Origin of the sequence: Bartonella tamiae Th239 (assembly GCF_000278275.1) — a bacterium.
In the GTDB taxonomy this organism is placed as follows: Bacteria; Pseudomonadota; Alphaproteobacteria; order Rhizobiales; family Rhizobiaceae; genus Bartonella; species Bartonella tamiae.
Genome location: NZ_JH725147.1, coordinates 893,376 through 911,592, shown reverse-complemented (window position 1 = coordinate 911,592; position 18,217 = coordinate 893,376). Strand labels below are relative to the sequence as shown.

Here is an 18,217-nt window from a genome sequence, read left to right as displayed (position 1 = left end):
CATCACATGAATATAGTCCTACGACACTAAAAAAAGGCGCGGTTTTGCGCCTTTCTTATTAATTGGGAAGACCTTTTTCAGGATCAGGTGGAAACGCCGCATTCGCCATTTCACCACGCAATAGCTTATATGCTTCATTTAATTGGATATCATCTTTAGGATCTTTTGGAACATAAGCTGCTGAACCTGAGCCCTTATCATCCTCTTCATTACCCTTAATATGACCTTTGAGCTCAGATTCACCAACATTTACGTTCAAACCTTTATATTCATCAGGCAATGGTTGATCGACTTTAATATCTGGGGTGATGCCCTTGCCCTGAATAGACGTACCAGAAGGCGTGTAGTAAAGTGCTGTTGTCAAACGAAGTGCACCGTTTTCTCCCATTGGAATAATGGTTTGAACGGATCCCTTACCAAAAGACTGAGTCCCTAAGATGGTAGCGCGGCGATGATCTTGAAGTGCACCAGCAACAATTTCAGAAGCACTTGCTGAACCACCATTAATCAACACAATTAGCGGTTTACCATTGATAAGATCGCCGGGTTTTGCATCAAAACGCATGATTTCATTTTTTTCTCGCCCACGTGTCGATACAATCTCACCTTTATCCAAAAACGCATCTGATACGTTGACTGCCTGATCTAGCAAACCACCAGGATTAAGTCGTAGATCCAAAACATAACCTTTTAAGCGATCATTGGGTATTTTATCTTGAATATCCTTAATAGCGGCTTGCAAGTCACTAAAAGTTTGTTCAGTAAATTGAATGAGCCGCAAATAACCAATGTCATTTTCAACACGATATTTTACCGCTTTAACTTTAATAATGTCACGCACAACAGTAATTTCAAGAGGTTTATTAACCCCATCTCTAATAATTGTTAGTGTAATGGGTTGACCAACCTCACCACGCATTTTTGTTACAGCGTCATTGAGCGACTGACCCCGAACCTGTTCATCATCAATCTTAGTAATAAGGTCACCTGCAAGAACTCCAGCACGTGAGGCAGGTGTATCATCCATTGGAGAAACAACTTTAATAAGATCATTTTCCATAGTGACTTCAATGCCAAGACCTCCAAATTCTCCTTTGGTGGAAACACGCATGTCTTTTGCTTCTTTCGCATCCATATAAGATGAATGGGGATCAAGCGATGTCAACATACCGTTTATTGCATCTTTAACCAATTTTTTGTCGTCAGGAACTGTCACATATTGTGCCCGTACCCGTTCAAAAACATCACCAAAAATTGAAAGCTGTTTATACACATCATTGTCATTTTCAGCTGCAACAGACTGCACCATGACCATAGAAGTGGCACCGAGCAAAATACCAGCTGCCAAAAGAGTTATTTTACGAATCATTCTGGTTCCTTCCCGACTTACCGGCTCCCCACCAAGGGGCAGGATCTACAGGTTTTCCTTGTTTTCTCAATTCAATGTAAAGCATTGGAGCACTTTTGCCTATATCCAAAGCACCAGCACTCGCAATAAGTTGTGTTCCCATGGCACCCAATGGTTCTCCTGACAATAAAAATTGTCCTTGATTGACATCCACACGTGCCATTCCAGCTAATAATATATGATAGTCTTGGCCAACATCAAGAATAACAATTTGTCCATAAGATCGAAAAGGACCAGCATAAGCTACAATACTCTCTGTTGGAGCGACCACAATAGCTGATGGCGCGGTTTCTATTGTATCACCAACAATCGCACCCTTATTGGCACCAAATTTTTGTATTCGTTTTCCAGAAACGGGTAAAAGCAATTGTCCTTTTTGTTGAGAAAATTCTTGAGCCCTATGAAGACGTAAATCACTTTCTGATAATGTCGAAGGAGAAGATGGACTGCGTGATTGTCGTTCCAGTTCTGCCAGTAGATCCTCTAAAGAGCGTGCTTTTTCAGCCAATTCACGACTTTTTTTTCTTTGTACAATCAATTCAGCTTCTGAGGTTTTTTCCAATTTTGCTTTTTGTTCAAGAAGTAACGCCAAACGTTTTTGTTGTTCTGCCTGTGTATTGACCTCTTTTTTCATGGTATCACGCTCTTGTTGAATGGAAACACTGACACGTGTCAGATCCTTCAAACTTGCAGAAAGTGCTCGCGTTTTCTCACGCATGTCAGGAACCAATGCACCTAAAAGTACTGAACTTCGCACTGATGCCAAAGCATCATCTGGGCGCACTAAAATTGCTGGTGGTGGATTAAGCCCCATACGTTCTAAAGCAGCCAAAACCTCAGCAAACTCAGCCTTACGATCAAACAAATCTTTTTCAACTGTTTTTTTCTGTATGAGAAGTTGTTCCAATTTTTCTTCACTTTGTGCGATATTTTCTGTCGCATCGCGTTCTAATTTTGCCGCCTTTACAAGCTCAGAAGTTAAAGTTCTTTGATCCTTTTTCAAACTATCGACCTGTTTTGCCAGTTCTGAAACTTTTTCGCGTGAAAGGGACATAGTCTGACGAATATCAAAAAGCGCTTTGCTGGCCGCATCATGACTTTGACGATCTTGAGAAAACGCAAAAACAGGCAATAAATTTACCAAAAAAAACACATAAACTATACTCCACACATAGTGTGGAAAAATGTACCTTTTATACACTTTTTGTCGTTTATACTTTATCATTGCGCACGGATTACACTTTAATAAGATGAAGAGATATGCCCCCTTTATAAGGCAAATAATTTTAAAGCCACGTTAATTATTCGTCATATAATACAGCATATTCTTTTTATACACGATGGTAAGGATGACCATTTAATATGGTTGCCGCACGATAAAGCTGCTCTGCCAATAAAATACGAGCAATTTGATGCGGCCATGTCATGGCTCCAAAGCTTAAGATCAAATCAGCGCGTTTACGTATATCATCACTATGACCATCGGGTCCGCCAAGAGCAATAGTAAGATGACGATGTCCACTATCACGATAATTTTCTATTTTTTTTGAAAAATTTGATGAACTGTAATGGATTCCACGCTCGTCAAGCACAATCAATTGTCCATTAACAGGAAGAGTTTCTAGAAGTTTTATCCCCTCTTCTTCCATTCTTTGCAAATGTGTCTGCGCACGACTTTCACCAATTTCCACAATTTTTGAAAGTGTTAAACCAGAAAGGGGTGCAATTTTAGAAAATCGATCAAAATAACGCTGAGCGAGTTCTTGTTCGGCTCCTTTTTTCATACGTCCGACCGCAAATACACGGATTTGCACGCTATGATATCCTCATTTGCTCTACCTCATCGTCACTGACTGGCGTTTGCCACATTTTTTCAAGATTATAATAGTCACGAGTTTCTGGACGAAAAAGATGGATAATAATATCTCCTGCATCAATCAAAACCCATTCACCACTTTCTAATCCTTCTATGTGTGCCACACGATAACCTGCTTCTTTTAGTGCACGCATCAAATAATCAGCAATCGCTGCCACATGCCTTTGAGAACGCCCCGAAGCAATAACCATGTAATCCGCCAGTGCAGAACGGCGGCGAATGTCTATAGAAATTATCGATTCAGCTTTCGACCCTTCAATACTATTAAGCACAATATCAAGACATTGACGGCTTTCAGACAGTTTGGTCATTTGAGATACACCATCCGATGTGGTGCTTTTATAAGATGATAAAGTGTTCAGATTTTTATCCTTTCTAAGATATAAGATCTTTAATATGTTTAAAAAGTTCATAAGCAGTATAAGGTTGCATGATCATGTTCTTTTTTCAAGCATAAGCTTGATTTAAAACAATTTTATGAACCTTTCTTCATATTGGAATAAAAATGATTATTTTCCATCATTTTGTTGACGCAAAGCAGTCGATGAGGTGTTGGATCGTTGTGCATGAATATAAACCCATGCGGGAGCCTTCATGTATGGCAAAGAAGTACTTTGTTCTTCTTTTATGCGAAATTTTTGATACGTTTGGGCCATAGGTGCCGATAAAACAGCTTTTTTTGCCATAGGGCGGTCAATAATTGCAATAGGTAATGTATGAACAATATCACGCCAGCAGTGCCAATGATGAAAAGTAGACAAGCTATCTCCTCCCATAATCCAAACAAAGTAAACGCCTTTATGACGTTTTAAAATATGCCGAATTGTCATGATAGATGTGTAAGCGCCTATTTTTTCTTCAAATCCAGTTATTTTTATTCTTGGATCGTCAATCATTTTTGTGCTTAAACATATCCGGCTCTGAAGTGAGGGAAGTGCGCGATTATCTTTTAAAGGATTTCCAGGTGTTACCATCCACCATAATTGCTGCAAACCTAAACGCTGAATTGCCGTTTTTGCCACCAAAACATGTCCATCATGGGGAGGATTAAACGAACCACCAAATAAACCAACGACATTGCCACTTTCCACATAGGGCATTTGTTTTTCGCAAGATAAAGAATTTTGGTTGTTTGTTTTTATTTTCAAAGGCGTGTCTGTCCGTTTCCGCGCACTAAATATTGAAACGTTGTTAATTGTTCAACACCAATGGGACCTCTTGCATGCATTTTTCCCGTCGCAATACCAATTTCTGCGCCAAACCCAAATTCTCCACCATCGGCGAATTGTGTCGAGGCATTATGCATGAGAATAGCTGAGTCCAATTTTTGAAAAAATAAAGCCACAACATGAGGATCTTCAGCGATGATAGCTTCTGTATGATGTGATGAATAGTGTTGAATATGCTCAATTGCACCTTCAATACCTTCAACTGATTTTACTGAGACAATCGCATCGAGATATTCAGTTGACCAATCACTCTCCAAAGCATTCGTCGCACCCGATACCAAATTTTGAATATCTTCACTTGCTCGAACTTCACATCCCATTTCATGAAGTGTTTCGAGGATAGGACTTATTTTTTTCAAGGCGTTTTTATCAATCAAAATGGTTTCAACAGCGCCACAAATTCCTGTACGACGCATTTTAGCATTGACGATGATTTCTCGCGCCATATCTAAATTGGCAGATGCATCTATATAGATATGACATAATCCCTCCAAATGCGCAAAAACAGGTACTCTTGCTTCTTCTTGCACCCGCGCCACAAGACTTTTACCGCCCCGCGGCACGATGACATCAATGGTACCATTCAGGCCTTTTAAAAGTTGCCCGACACTTTCATGATCTTTGCTCGTAACAAGTTGTATTGTCTCTTTTAAAAATCCGCATTCTTCTAAACCTTCAACCATAGCTTTATGCAATGCTTGTGAAGAATAAAAACTATCTGACCCACCTCGTAATATCACGGCGTTGCCTGATTTAAAACATAAAGCACCCGCATCAGCTGTGACGTTGGGTCGGCTTTCATAAATAACACCAATAACGCCCAAGGGCGTTCTTACACGTTGAATGTTTAAACCATTTGGGCGCTCCCATTCGCTGATAACTTGCCCGATAGGATCAACCAATTCTGCAATCATATCGACACTCTCAGCGATAGCCTGAATACGTTTTTCATCCAGCCATAAACGCTCTATCATTGCCGTACTTAAATCTTTATTTTCAGCTGCTTCAATATCCAACTGGTTGGATTTTAAAATGAGTGGCAAAGCATGTCGGATTTTTTCAGCCATATTATGAAGCGCCGCAGTTTTTTGTTGCGCTGAAGCTGAAGCAAGAGCTTCTGCTGATTGACGGGCATTTTGACCCATTTTATTTAAATCATTCTTATTCATGATCAGTATCGATTCATCTGGATTCATCATCTTAACATAGGATATTAATCATTTTTGGCTTTCAACCTTTGCTTTAGTTAACAAACACTCACAAAAGAATGTCAAGCCACAAAACCCTAATCACGCAAAACCATGTCATTACGATGGATCATTGCAGAACGCGGTTCATATCCTAAAACGTCAGCAATCTCGGAACTTTTCAATCCTGTAATTTTGATGGCTTCACATGCATCATAACTGATAAGTCCACGAGCAATTTCATTGCCAGTTTCATCACGGATTGAAACTGTATCTCCCCGTTGGAAGTCTCCTTCAACACGCAAAACACCTGCTGAAAGCAATGATTTGCCAGATTTTAAGGCAATAAGCGCACCTTGATCGATAACAATATGCCCGGACGCTTCTAAATGACCTGATATCCACGTCTTCCAAGCACTTACTGGTTTTAGGCTGGGAGCGAAAAAACTTGCTTTTTCACCTTTATCAATTGCACTTAAAGGTGACATGCGTTTTCCAGACGTGATCACCATTGCTGTGCCAGACAAGGTAGCAATCACACCTGCATCAAGTTTTGTCTTCATCCCACCTTTTGAAAATTCAGAAGCAGCAACACCTGCCATGGCTTCAATATTATCATCAATAGTAGATATATAAGGCACAAATTGCGCCTTTGGATCAAGATGAGGTGGCGCGGTATAAAGACCATCTATATCCGATAATAAGACTAAAAGATCAGCTCCCATCATGGTTGCTACTCGCGCGGCCAATCGATCATTGTCACCATAGCGTATTTCACTTGTGGCAACTGTATCGTTTTCATTGATAAGTGGAACAACACCAAATTCAAGCAATGTATTCATTGTTGCACGCGCATTTAAATAATGGCGACGTTCTTCTGTATCATTAAGGGTTAGCAGAATTTGTCCTGTTTTAAGATCATGACGGTCCAAAGCTTCTCCATAAGCTTTTGCAAGCTCAATCTGACCAATAGCAGCGCACGCTTGTGCTTGTTCAAGCTTTAATGGTCCACAAGGCAATTGCTGTAATGTACGTCCAAGCGCAATCGCACCAGAAGAAACAAGTAAAACATCAACATTTTTTTTTCGTAACTGCGCGATATCGGCGATTAGACTTGCCAACCATTGGCTTTTCAACCCATAATCGCGATCAACAAGCAATGCGGAGCCAATTTTTACAACAATACGTTTATAGAAATGAAGCCTTTTTAATCCGCTTGACATATAACACCTTGTCTCTTCAGTCAGCATGTCCATCGCGATCCACTTCGATAACATGAGCAATAGAACGCAAAACCGCCTCTAATCCCTCATGACTTACTGCGGAAACCAGCATAATCTCTTTACCTACAACCTGTTCAAGTTCTCGTTTTTTTTCTTCTCGCGCAACATGATCCAATGTATCAATTTGGCTTAAGGCAACAATTTCTGCCTTTTCATCCAATTGATGTCCATAAGCACGTAATTCTTCTCTAATAACTTGATATGCTTTACTTACATTTTCTTCTTGTGCTGAAACAAGATGCAAGAGCACGCGACACCGTTCAACATGTCCTAAAAAACGATCACCGATACCGACCCCTTCGTGAGCGCCTTCTATAAGACCGGGAATATCAGCAAGCACAAATTCTCTTGCATCAATACTTGCGACACCTAAATTAGGATGTAATGTTGTAAAGGGATAATCCGCAATTTTGGGTTTTGCACGCGTAACAGATGCAAGAAAAGTTGATTTTCCTGCATTCGGCAAACCAACCAATCCACCATCAGCGATTAATTTCAAACGCAACCAAAGCGTTCGTTCTTCACCTTCCAACCCTGGATTTGCACGACGTGGTGCACGATTGGTTGAAGTGGTAAAATGTAAATTTCCGAAACCACCATTACCGCCTTTTCCCAAACGAAACCGTTGCCCAACCTCGGTCAAATCACAAATGAGCGTTTCATTATCTTCTTCAAATATTTGCGTACCAACGGGAACGCGTAAAATAACGTCATCGCCTTTCCCGCCTGTCATGTTGCGCCCCATGCCATGCATGCCGGTTTTTGCTTTAAAATGTTGCTGATAACGATAATCAATCAGTGTATTCAGACCATCGACAACTTCTGCCCATACATCACCACCGCGTCCACCATCGCCACCATCAGGACCACCGAATTCTAGAAACTTTTCATGCCTAAAAGATACAGAGCCAGCACCACCATTTCCCGAACGGATATAAACTTTTGCCTGATCAAGAAACTTCATAATTATCACTCTTCTTTTATTTTTATTCTGGGTTGAGTTATTTTTAAACAAACCTAAGACTGTTCTTAAAACAAAACATTGATCAATACCATAGCTTATAAAGTTATTCAAAAGCTCTTAAAAAACGATAATAAGTCTTGTCTATCGCATAAAGTAAAATTATTTAATGACACTTTTTTCTTACGACATTTAAGTGTTTTTTCTTTTTTAACGTTTTGTAAAATAAATATAAAAACACTTCATATAATATGAGCGTAAATATTATATAATATTGCTCCACGGTGATAATTAAAAACTTTGAAAAGGGAAAAATTAAAATCTTACTATTCAATAACAGTGAGCTTTATATTGATCATTTTGACTTCAATTTTCTGCCTTTAAAATCACGGGCCAATAAATAAAGTTCAACCGACTCTGCTCTGCTTGCAGGTGGTTTAACATGTTGAACAGTTTTAAAGTTTTGTTTTAACGTTGTTAAAAGGGCATTTTCAGCACCGCCTTGAAATGTCTTTGCTAAAAAATGACCGCCCGGTTTCAAAACAGAAATAGCAAAATCAGCCGCCACTTCACATAAATAAATAGTACGAATATGATCTGTTTGCCGATGCCCTGTGGTTGGGGCCGCCATATCTGAAAGGACCAAATCTGGTTCCCCTTTTAAGGCTTTTGTCAATTGATATGGGGCTTCATCATCCAGAAAATCCATTTCGAGTAATATCACACCCGGCAGTGGATCCATGTGAAGATAATCTATACCAACAACCTTTGGATTTTCATCGCTTGAGCCTACAATATGCGCCGCGACTTGACACCACCCCCCAGGTGCAGCCCCTAAATCAATAATATTTTGTCCTTTTTTTAAAAGTTTGTAACGTTCATTTATTTCAAGCAATTTATAAGCAGCACGAGAACGATACCCGTCAATTTTTGACTGATGTACATATGGGTCGTTTAAATGCCGTTCAAGCCATCGGCGCGATGACGCTTTAATGGTGCCTGCTTTTTTTTTCACACGCGTATGCAATTCGCGTGAACCTATCCCCCCTCGTCCACCCATGTGAGTTTTGCTTGTTTTTTTCATTCATGGTTACTTTCGTTTTTACGTCTATTTTGATAACGCATTTCATAATATTTTTTAGCGTAACGTCCATTGGTACGATGACGCTTGCGCCAAGCGCCATCACGAGACATTAATTCCGTTAAAATTCCTTCTCTAAGACCACGGTCAGCAACTCTTAAACGCTCACTTGGCCAAATTTCCCGAATAGCATCCAAAATAGCACATCCAGCAAGGACCAAATCTGCACGATCTTGACCAATACAAGGATTTGCAATGCGCTCCTCTAAATTCCAAGAAAGCAATTGTTCTGTCATTTGTGTCACAGCATCACTCTGCATCCAAATACCATCAATCCGACGACGGTCATATTTTTCAAGATCAAGATACATACCTGCCAAAGTTGTAATTGTTCCTGAAGTTCCCAAAAGATGAAAATGTGGGCTTTTCACTAATGCACCAAGCTTATGACGTTCTTGAAAATCTTGCAAAAGATCACGCACATACGCTTTCATTCGTTCATAATCATTCAGTGAAACATGGCATCCACCAAATTGTTCAGCAAGAGTGACAACACCTACAGGAAGCGATGTCCACGCTGTTATATGATCTGCTAAACGGGGAGAACGCTTGTGTGACATATCAATAAGTGCAATTTCTGATGATCCACCACCAATATCAAAAAGAACAATTGCATCTGTTCCTTGATCAACCAAAGTACCACATCCCGAAACTGCGAGACGGGCTTCTGTTTCACGATTGACAATTTCCAAGTTAAGCCCTGTTTCATTCAACACCCGTTGAATGAATTTGTCGCCATTTTTGGCAACTCTACAAGCTTCTGTTGCTACCAAACGATGGCGTTTTATATGACATTGTTCCAATTTTGAACGACAGATTTTTAAAGCTTCAACGGCGCGATCCATAGCTTTATCGTTTAAGGATCCGCTATGAGAAAGTCCCTCACCCAACCTTACAATTTTTGAAAATGCATCAACGACACGGAAATAACCGGGTTTGGTTGGTGTGGCGATCAAAAGGCGACAATTATTGGTACCCAAATCCAAAGCCGCATAAAGTGGATCCTTTGTAGAATGAGCATAAGCGCTTAAAGCACGATCTGAACGCGCCTTATTATTGTTTTTACTATTATGAAAAGATTTGGCTTGTGGACAATCTGTCTCGGAAATCTTTGATTTTTTTTGCTTATTGTGAGCAACCTTTAAGGTATCATGAGTATATTGTGATTGATCGCCCGTCTTTTTAACAGCGGTTCTTTTATCTTTATGGGTGTCGAATGAGCGTTTATTATGAGGTGCTTCATGTTTATTCTCATTCAAATTTGCCTGAGTTTTTTCGCTCGAAAAAACACGCTTTTTCTTACGGCGTCGAAACACGCCTTTTTTTCTCACAGGGAGAACAGCTTCAGACTTTCCATTTGATGATACCCCATCACCATGCCTTTGCTTTTCGACAGTATCATGCAAATATTGAGCATGATTTTCACCGATCTCTCCCCGTTTTGGCCTCATTATATGGCCTTCCTCAAACGGGTTCATTTTACTTATCCCTTCAAGCAGAACCGAGAACCTTATCTCAAAGATCCAATGCTTAATGTGTTGTTAGACTTAATGTAACAGTCTTCTTATGAATTACCAATAGTGTGAAAAAAGATTATTTAAATTTATTATTAAAATATGAGATACCACTGTCATGAGGCAGTTTAAAAAAACCTAACAAAGGCGTTATTCTAAAATTTTTAAACAAACACGATTTAGAAACGTCTTTTTTTAAAACAGATGAAAGCAGACTTTCAGGTCGAAAATGATACACACATTTTGAGTCTATGAGTGGATTTGAATCTCTTACTCCGTGTCAGAAGATTTTAAGTTCTTTATTGTTTTAAATGCAAAGCATAATAAAATGATACTCATTGCGTTTTTTTTTAATGATGCACTATTTTTAATAAAGTTTTATGCACAACATTTTAAACAGACACTATATGTGCACTGTTTAATATAAAACCTTAAAACAAAAACATAATCCTTGAAAAGATCACATAACAAAACTATCCCTTTTTATAAAGGATTTAGGACTATCAAATGGCTAAAAAAATTATTAGTTTTATTATGAGTGGCGGTATTGGATCACGTCTTTGGCCTTTATCTAGAGAAGATTTTCCAAAACAATTTCATGACTTGTCAGGTAAAGGTTCAATGGTTTCGCGTACAATCAAGCGTTTAAACGCGCGAAAATCACGAAATGATCCTATTTATCTCATTGCATCAGAAAATCATGAATATCGCTTGCGTGAAGATATTGCAGGATTAGACCTTCATGGTGGATCACCCATTTTTGAACCCATTGGTCGTAATACTGCTGCTGCTGTCGCTCTTGCCACCCACATCACACTTAAAAATTATGGTGATGAAAGTTTAATGCTGATCGTGCCTTCTGACCATGAAATTACCACTCATGACGCTTTTTGGGAAAGTATTGAAGAAGGCATTAAAGCAGCACAAAATGGTCATATCGTTTTGTTTGGCATTCGCCCTAATAAACCAGAAACGGGCTATGGTTATATCGAAATTGGTGCGCAAAATAACAATTTTTTTGAAGTCTTACGTTTTGTTGAAAAGCCTAATGAAAAAACCGCAATAGATTATCTAAAATCACCTCATTTTTTCTGGAATTCAGGGATTTTTCTCTTTTCAGCCGCGACTATGAAAAAAGCGTTTCAAACTTATCAAAATGATATTTGGGATCAAACAGAAAACGCATTAAAGACTTCTCATACAGATATTTCAGGGACATGGTTAAATTTCGATGCGTATAGTCACGTCCCAAGCGATTCCATTGATTATGCCATTATGGAAAATGTCCACGATATCGCATTAGTTCCTGCTCGTTTTCAATGGAATGATTTAGGCTCATGGCAATCTCTTCTTGATCATCACTCAAGCCCCACGCCACTTGATGAAAATGGCAATGTTATTATTGGTGATGTTGTTGCGATTAATTGTAAAGGCAGTTATTTGCGTTCCCAATCCGGACTTTTATCAACAGTTGGTCTTGATCATATGGCTGTTGTTGCAACCCATGATGCAACCTTTGTCGCACCTGTCAACCAAAGTCAAAATGTCCGTGATATTGTATCTGCTCTTGAAAAAGCGGGGCGATTGGAAACAAAATTTACCCCAGCCATTGATAAAATGCCCCAAAGTGGTGCCTATATTCCACGTGTTGAACACTGGTTATTTGAAGAAACGCTTCCTCTATGGTCAACACGTGGTGTTGATGAAATGGGAGGGTTTCATGAAGCTTTAAGTTTTGACGGTCTACCTATTTTACGTGAAAAACGCATGCGCACGATGGCGCGCCAAATCTATGCTTTTGCCATGGCAGGTCAAATGGGGTGGGACGGACCTTATCAAGATCTGATTGATCATGGTATTCATTTTATCTCACGTCATGGACAGCTTGAAAATGGTGGCTTTGCCTCACATTTATCACGCAATGGTGAGGTAATAAATGCAACACAAGAAAGTTATGACCAATCTTGTGTGCTTTTAGCCCTTGCACATGCCCATCATATTGGTCATGCAAAAGCTTTACCACTTGCTATGGAAATTTTTTCTTTTCTTGATCATTTTTTAACTGTCAAAGGTACTCAGGGTTTTTTAGAAAACACGAAAACTGAGAAGACAAAAATTTATCGCCGCTCAAATCCGCATATGCACTTACTTGAGTGTTTTCTTGCATGGTATGATGTCACAGGAAACACTGACTATTTGCAACGTGCAACACATATTGTTAATCTTTTTAAGAGCCATTTTTTTGATGAGGACACATGGACTCTGGGCGAATATTTTGACAATGATTGGCAACGGCTTGATAATGCAGATGGCGATTTATGTGAACCAGGACATCATTTTGAGTGGTCATCATTACTTATTGATTATTCAAATAAAAAGCATGATCCCCATAGCGTAAAATTAGCCAAAAAGCTTTATGCTTCGACCATTGCCAATGGTTTAAACCGCGCGACAGGTTTAGCTTATAATACAATTTCTCGCCATGGCATGCCTGTAGACACACATTCACGCAGTTGGCCACAAACCGAAGCCATTAAAGCGGCAATTGCGCTTGATGGTAATCAAGGCCCTGATCTCAAGCCTGAAATAGAAGCCCGCGTTGGGCGTCTTTTTCGTTGGCATATTGAGGCTGCACCAAAAGGATTATGGATTGATAAAATCTCGGAAAACGGTCGTTCCATAGCAAAAGATGTTCCAGCATCTATTTTTTATCATATGATTACCGCTTTAACACAATATCGAGAATTTATAAAAAAAACATCTCAGTAAAAGAAATCAAAATTTTAGTATAGGCACCCTATATCACGCATCATCTTCGCGAAATTATTTTGGGATCTTAATGCTAAAAAGTTGAAAATAAATTTATGCATATGAGAAAAACGCTTTTCAGGTGGTAATACCAAAGTTTGAAAAATTTTTTTTCGTGTTTAAAAATAAGCCTACAAAAGAGTGCTTCTTATATATTGTGACAATAAAACGCCCTTCCACACGCAACAATGATTTTCATGATGAAAAATTATTGACCTTTTATCCGCTCAAAAGCCGTGTCTAGACTTTGAATAAGAGCATTATTACCACCATTTTCACGAAAGCAGTTTGAAACAAGTTCATTGGTTCCATTTTTCGTTGAAAATTCTGATTCTAAGTTTTGATAATTGGGGTGACTATTTTTGCGTGTTTCATCAGCAAGATTACCAAACATAACGGACAAAAACGAGGAGGCTTGAAAAGAATCCAAACCGTTTTTTTGTAACCATTGATTGGATGTTTCTATGATATTAAAATAAACACCCATAAGCGAACCTGCTGTCATCATAAGATTAAATTGATTTTCATCTTTGAGACTCAAAGTTCCCCCTAGCGCATCAAAGAGAGTACGTAAAACAGGCTGATCAGGATAAATAGGAGTTAAACCTTTTCTTTCACCAACAAAGGGAAGTGGTACGGCACGGTAAACAGATTGACCTATCCACTGCGAAACTTCTTGCGCCATAGCCATTGCAAGAACCGAAACAACAAGATGAGATGAATTAAACTTAAGCGCTTCTAAAACGTCTTTTGCGATTTGACTGCGTAAACATAAAAAGACAATCTCGCTTTGATCAATGACATGTTGATTGCTGACACCAATATGAACAAGAGAATATCGCGCTGCAAGATCAGCCGCAATCTTTTCATTACGGGGCGAGATTGTTATAGACGAAATGTTTAATTTCGTCGACATCAAACCTTCAATCATTGCGGAAGCTATTGTTCCTGTTCCAATAAAACCAATTTTCATAATCGTGCCTTTGTCATGTTTCTTTGATATAATTCAGTACTGGACCAAGCCAGCGCTCAACCTCTTCAATATCCATTGATTTTCGCGCAGCATAATCTTCAACCTGATCACGCTCTACTTTTGCCACACCAAAATAATAACTTTCAGGATGAGAAAAATAGAGCCCCGCAACAGAGGACCCCGGCCACATAGCAAAACTTTCAGTTAACGCAACACCTGTGGTTTGATGGGCGTTAAGTAGATGAAATAAAGTACGTTTTTCCGTATGATCTGGTTGCGCTGGATATCCCGGAGCCGGACGAATGCCCGCATATTTTTCAGCAATAAGATCGTCTTTTGATACCGCCTCATCAGGTGCGTATCCCCAATAAATTTTGCGCACATATTCATGCAAACATTCCGCAAATGCTTCTGCAAAACGATCTGACAAGGCTTTAACAAGAATTGCCGAGTAATCGTCATTGTTGCGTTCAAATTCTTCAGCAATCGCTTGTTCACCCATTCCAGCTGTGACCACAAATCCACCCAAATAATCGGCAACACCTTTGGGTGCTATAAAATCAGCGAGTGCAAGATTTGGTTTTCCATCACGCTTCGTTAATTGTTGACGCAATGTATAAAACGTATCAAGAACATGTTGACGATTATCATCTGTATAAAGTTCAATATCATCACCAACACGATTTGCTGGCCAAAAGCCAATCACTGCTTTTGGGTCAAACCATTTTTCAGCAATAATTTTTTTAAGCATGGTTTGCGCATCGTGAAATAATTGACGTGCTGTTTCACCTTGCTTTTCATCTTCTAAAATTGCGGGATAACGCCCCCGTAATTCCCAGCTTTGAAAAAATGGTGTCCAATCAATATAGCTTGCTAATTCACTTAGATCCCAATGATCAAAAGTTTGTGTCCCTAAAAATGAAGGTTTTGTCGGTTGGTATGTGCTAAAGTCCAATTTTAAAGCATTTGCACGCGCATCTTGAAGCGCAAGACGTTTTTTTGCCGCTTCATTTTTTTCATGTGTTTTGGCGACTTGAGCATATTCTGCACGTAAAGTTTCAACTGTTTTTTCTTTCATCTGCGGTGATAATAAGGAAGAAACAACCCCCACCGCACGGCTGGCATCAAGCACATAAACACTTTGTCCACGTTGATAACGTGGATGAATTTTGACCGCTGTATGCACACGGCTTGTCGTCGCACCACCTATTAATAAGGGGATATCAAAACCCTGCTTTTGCATCTCTGCTGCAACATTGGACATTTCATCTAAAGAAGGAGTAATGAGACCTGATAGACCTATCGCATCGGCTTTTTCTTCACGAGCAACATCTAATATTTTTTGTGCAGGCACCATCACACCAAGGTCAACTATTTCATAATTATTACATGCAAGAACAACACCAACAATATTCTTACCAATATCATGAACGTCACCTTTGACAGTCGCCATAATAATTTTACCTGCACTTTGACGTCCTTGCCCACCATTTAGTCGTTTTTCTTCTTCCATATAAGGTAACAAAATAGCCACAGCTTGTTTCATCACACGTGCAGATTTCACCACTTGCGGCAAAAACATTTTACCTGCGCCAAAAAGATCACCCACCACATTCATTCCTGCCATAAGGGGTCCTTCAATCACTTCTAAAGGACGATTGGCTTGAAGACGTGCTTCTTCAGTGTCTTCATCAATATATTCTGTAATACCATTGACAAGTGCATGCTCCAGACGTTTTTCAACAGTCCATGTTCGCCAGGTTAAATCTTTCTCCTTTGGGCGACCTGAAGTTTGTCCTGCATAATCTTCTGCCAAAGCAAGAAGGCGTTCTGTCGCGCCTTCATCATGGTTTAAAACCACATCTTCACACGCTTTACGCAGTTTTGGATCTATTGATTCATATACTGCCAATTGGCCTGCATTTACAATGCCCATATCCATCCCAGCGGCAATTGCACGATAAAGAAAAACCGAATGCATGGCTTCACGAACAGGTTCATTTCCACGAAATGAAAAGGAAAGATTAGAAACACCACCTGATATGTGAGCAAAAGGCAAAGTTTCTCTAATTTCTTTTGTCGCCTCAATAAAATCAACGCCATAATTATTATGCTCGTCAATTCCCGTTGCAACGGCAAAAATATTAGGATCAAAAATTATATCTTGTGGTGGAAATCCAACCTGCTCTGTTAATATAGCATAAGCGCGCGTACATATTTCTATTTTGCGTTCTTTTGTATCCGCCTGTCCTTTTTCATCAAATGCCATCACCACAATAGCCGCACCATAAGCCCGTGCAAGACGCGCTTGATGAATGAAATTTTCTTCACCCTCTTTCAACGAAATTGAATTGACAACCGATTTACCTTGAACACATTTTAGACCAGCTTCAATGACCTCCCATTTTGAAGAATCAAGCATAATTGGCACGCGTGCAATATCAGGCTCTGCTGCCAAAAGATTAAGATAATCATGCATAACGGCTTGTGAATCAATCAGGCCCTCATCCATATTAATATCAATAATCTGTGCACCATTTTCAACCTGATCCCGTGCCACATCAAGCGCTGCAGTATAATCATTATTTGTTATCAGTTTTCGAAAACGCGCTGAACCTGTGACATTCGTCCGTTCTCCAACATTTACAAAAGGAATATCATCACTCAACGTAAACGGCTCTAATCCAGAAAGACGCAATTTTTTTTCAATTTGTGAAATTTCACGTGGTTTGTAATCTTTAACTTTTGCAGCAATAGCACGGATATGATCAGGTGTTGTGCCACAACATCCACCAACAATATTAATAAGACCATCACGAGCATAGTGTTCAATCTGCGCCGCCATATAATCGGCACTTTCATCATATTCACCAAAAGCATTTGGCAAACCAGCATTGGGATAAACGCAAATAAAACTTTCAGTTTTTTCAGACATTTCTTTAATAAGAGGTAACATAGCATTTGCGCCTAAGGCACAATTCAATCCAATTGAAAACGGATCAGCATGCGCTACAGAATAAAGAAAAGCTGTAGGCGTTTGCCCAGAAAGTGTCCGCCCTGACATATCGGTGATTGTGCCAGAAATCATAATGGGCAAACGCACCTCTTTTTCAGCAAAAATTTCTTCTGCAGCAAAAATAGCCGCTTTAGCATTCAACGTATCAAAAATAGTTTCAATTAATAAAAGATCCGCACCGCCATCAATAAGGCCACGCATCTGCTCCCCATATGCCACGCGCAAATCATCAAAACTGACAGCACGATAACCAGGATTATTGACATCAGGTGAAATAGACGCTGTACGATTAGTAGGACCTATGGCTCCTGCCACAAAACGCGGCTTGCCATCTTGCGCTTCTGCACGTTCTGCGGCACGTCGTGCCAAACGAGCACCATCACGATTTAATTCATAAACCATATCTTCCATACCATAATCTGCTTGCGCAATCGAGGTTGAAGAAAATGTGTTGGTTTCGAGAATATCCGCGCCTGCTATTGCATAACGAAAATGAATATCTTCAATCGCTTTTGGTTGAGTGAGCGTTAAAAGGTCATTATTTCCCTGCAAAGCACAATCACATGAAACAAAGCGATGACCGCGAAAATCTTTTTCATCATAATGCAAGTCTTGAATTTGCGTTCCCATAGCGCCATCAAGGATCAAAATACGCTCCTGAGCAGCGGCTTGCAAAAGTGCGATACGATCAGTTGCAGGCTCAATATTTCCAAATAAACGGCTAGCGGGATGTGACATAAAACTTTCCTTATCAAGCGACTTTTATTGACATAAAGAAATCTTTATGTCAATAAAAGTCGCTTTTTGAAAAGTGATGCATT

At 39.5% G+C, this 18,217-nt stretch carries 13 protein-coding genes; 1 reads left to right on the top strand and 12 read right to left on the bottom strand.

All coding sequences use genetic code 11. The annotated features are described in order from the left end of the window. Positions 1-58: 58 nt before the first annotated feature. The 10 genes from ME5_RS04065 to ME5_RS04020 all read right to left on the bottom strand — a co-directional run bounded on the left by ME5_RS04065 (position 59) and on the right by ME5_RS04020 (position 10,536). The gene (locus ME5_RS04065; protein WP_008038650.1) at positions 59-1,369 is read right to left on the bottom strand and encodes a S41 family peptidase; all 1,311 of its coding nucleotides are present in this window, start codon (positions 1,367-1,369) and stop codon (positions 59-61) included. After that, entirely contained in the window at positions 1,359-2,561 is a 1,203-nt protein-coding gene (locus ME5_RS04060; protein WP_008038648.1) for a murein hydrolase activator EnvC family protein, read from the bottom strand. Before ME5_RS04060 ends, ME5_RS04065 begins: the two co-directional genes overlap by 11 nt. 178 nt (positions 2,562-2,739) lie before the next feature. Next, positions 2,740-3,222, bottom strand: a complete 483-nt coding sequence (rlmH, locus tag ME5_RS04055; protein WP_008038645.1) for a 23S rRNA (pseudouridine(1915)-N(3))-methyltransferase RlmH — start codon at positions 3,220-3,222, stop codon at positions 2,740-2,742. Between the two features lies 1 nt (position 3,223). Next, the gene (gene rsfS / locus ME5_RS04050) at positions 3,224-3,595 is read right to left on the bottom strand and encodes a ribosome silencing factor (RefSeq protein ID WP_008038643.1); all 372 of its coding nucleotides are present in this window, start codon (positions 3,593-3,595) and stop codon (positions 3,224-3,226) included. A gap of 198 nt (positions 3,596-3,793) precedes the next feature. Continuing rightward, entirely contained in the window at positions 3,794-4,384 is a 591-nt protein-coding gene (locus tag ME5_RS04045; RefSeq protein WP_008038641.1) for a nicotinate-nucleotide adenylyltransferase, read from the bottom strand. Positions 4,385-4,428: 44 nt separating this feature from the next. Continuing rightward, positions 4,429-5,709: a glutamate-5-semialdehyde dehydrogenase gene (locus tag ME5_RS04040; RefSeq protein ID WP_008038640.1), complete on the bottom strand. Its 1,281-nt coding sequence runs from the start codon at positions 5,707-5,709 to the stop codon at positions 4,429-4,431. An 89-nt stretch (positions 5,710-5,798) separates the two neighbouring features. Continuing rightward, a complete protein-coding gene (proB, locus tag ME5_RS04035) occupies positions 5,799-6,923 on the bottom strand; it encodes a glutamate 5-kinase (RefSeq protein ID WP_008038638.1) in 1,125 nt (374 codons plus the stop codon). A gap of 16 nt (positions 6,924-6,939) precedes the next feature. Continuing rightward, positions 6,940-7,947 carry a GTPase ObgE gene (gene obgE, locus ME5_RS04030; RefSeq protein WP_008038636.1) on the bottom strand — a complete coding sequence of 336 codons (1,008 nt, stop codon included), beginning with the start codon at positions 7,945-7,947 and terminating at the stop codon, positions 6,940-6,942. 352 nt (positions 7,948-8,299) lie between these two features. Then, positions 8,300-9,028 (bottom strand): RlmE family RNA methyltransferase, encoded by a 729-nt coding sequence (locus tag ME5_RS04025; protein ID WP_008038634.1) that lies wholly within the window; start codon positions 9,026-9,028, stop codon positions 8,300-8,302. Next, the gene (locus ME5_RS04020) at positions 9,025-10,536 is read right to left on the bottom strand and encodes a Ppx/GppA phosphatase family protein (RefSeq protein ID WP_008038632.1); all 1,512 of its coding nucleotides are present in this window, start codon (positions 10,534-10,536) and stop codon (positions 9,025-9,027) included. Before ME5_RS04020 ends, ME5_RS04025 begins: the two co-directional genes overlap by 4 nt. Before the next feature lie 570 nt (positions 10,537-11,106). Between ME5_RS04020 and ME5_RS04015 the strand changes: the two genes are divergently transcribed. Continuing rightward, positions 11,107-13,368, top strand: coding sequence for an AGE family epimerase/isomerase (locus ME5_RS04015; protein WP_008038631.1), 2,262 nt, complete (start codon positions 11,107-11,109; stop codon positions 13,366-13,368). Positions 13,369-13,615: 247 nt separating this feature from the next. On the opposite strand, the gene ME5_RS04010 is transcribed toward ME5_RS04015, so the two are convergent. Together ME5_RS04010 and metH are read right to left on the bottom strand one after the other, a co-directional pair. Continuing rightward, the gene (locus ME5_RS04010) at positions 13,616-14,380 is read right to left on the bottom strand and encodes a pyrroline-5-carboxylate reductase (RefSeq protein ID WP_008038630.1); all 765 of its coding nucleotides are present in this window, start codon (positions 14,378-14,380) and stop codon (positions 13,616-13,618) included. A gap of 13 nt (positions 14,381-14,393) precedes the next feature. Then, positions 14,394-18,134 carry a methionine synthase gene (gene metH / locus ME5_RS04005; RefSeq protein WP_008038629.1) on the bottom strand — a complete coding sequence of 1,247 codons (3,741 nt, stop codon included), beginning with the start codon at positions 18,132-18,134 and terminating at the stop codon, positions 14,394-14,396. Positions 18,135-18,217: the final 83 nt, after the last annotated feature.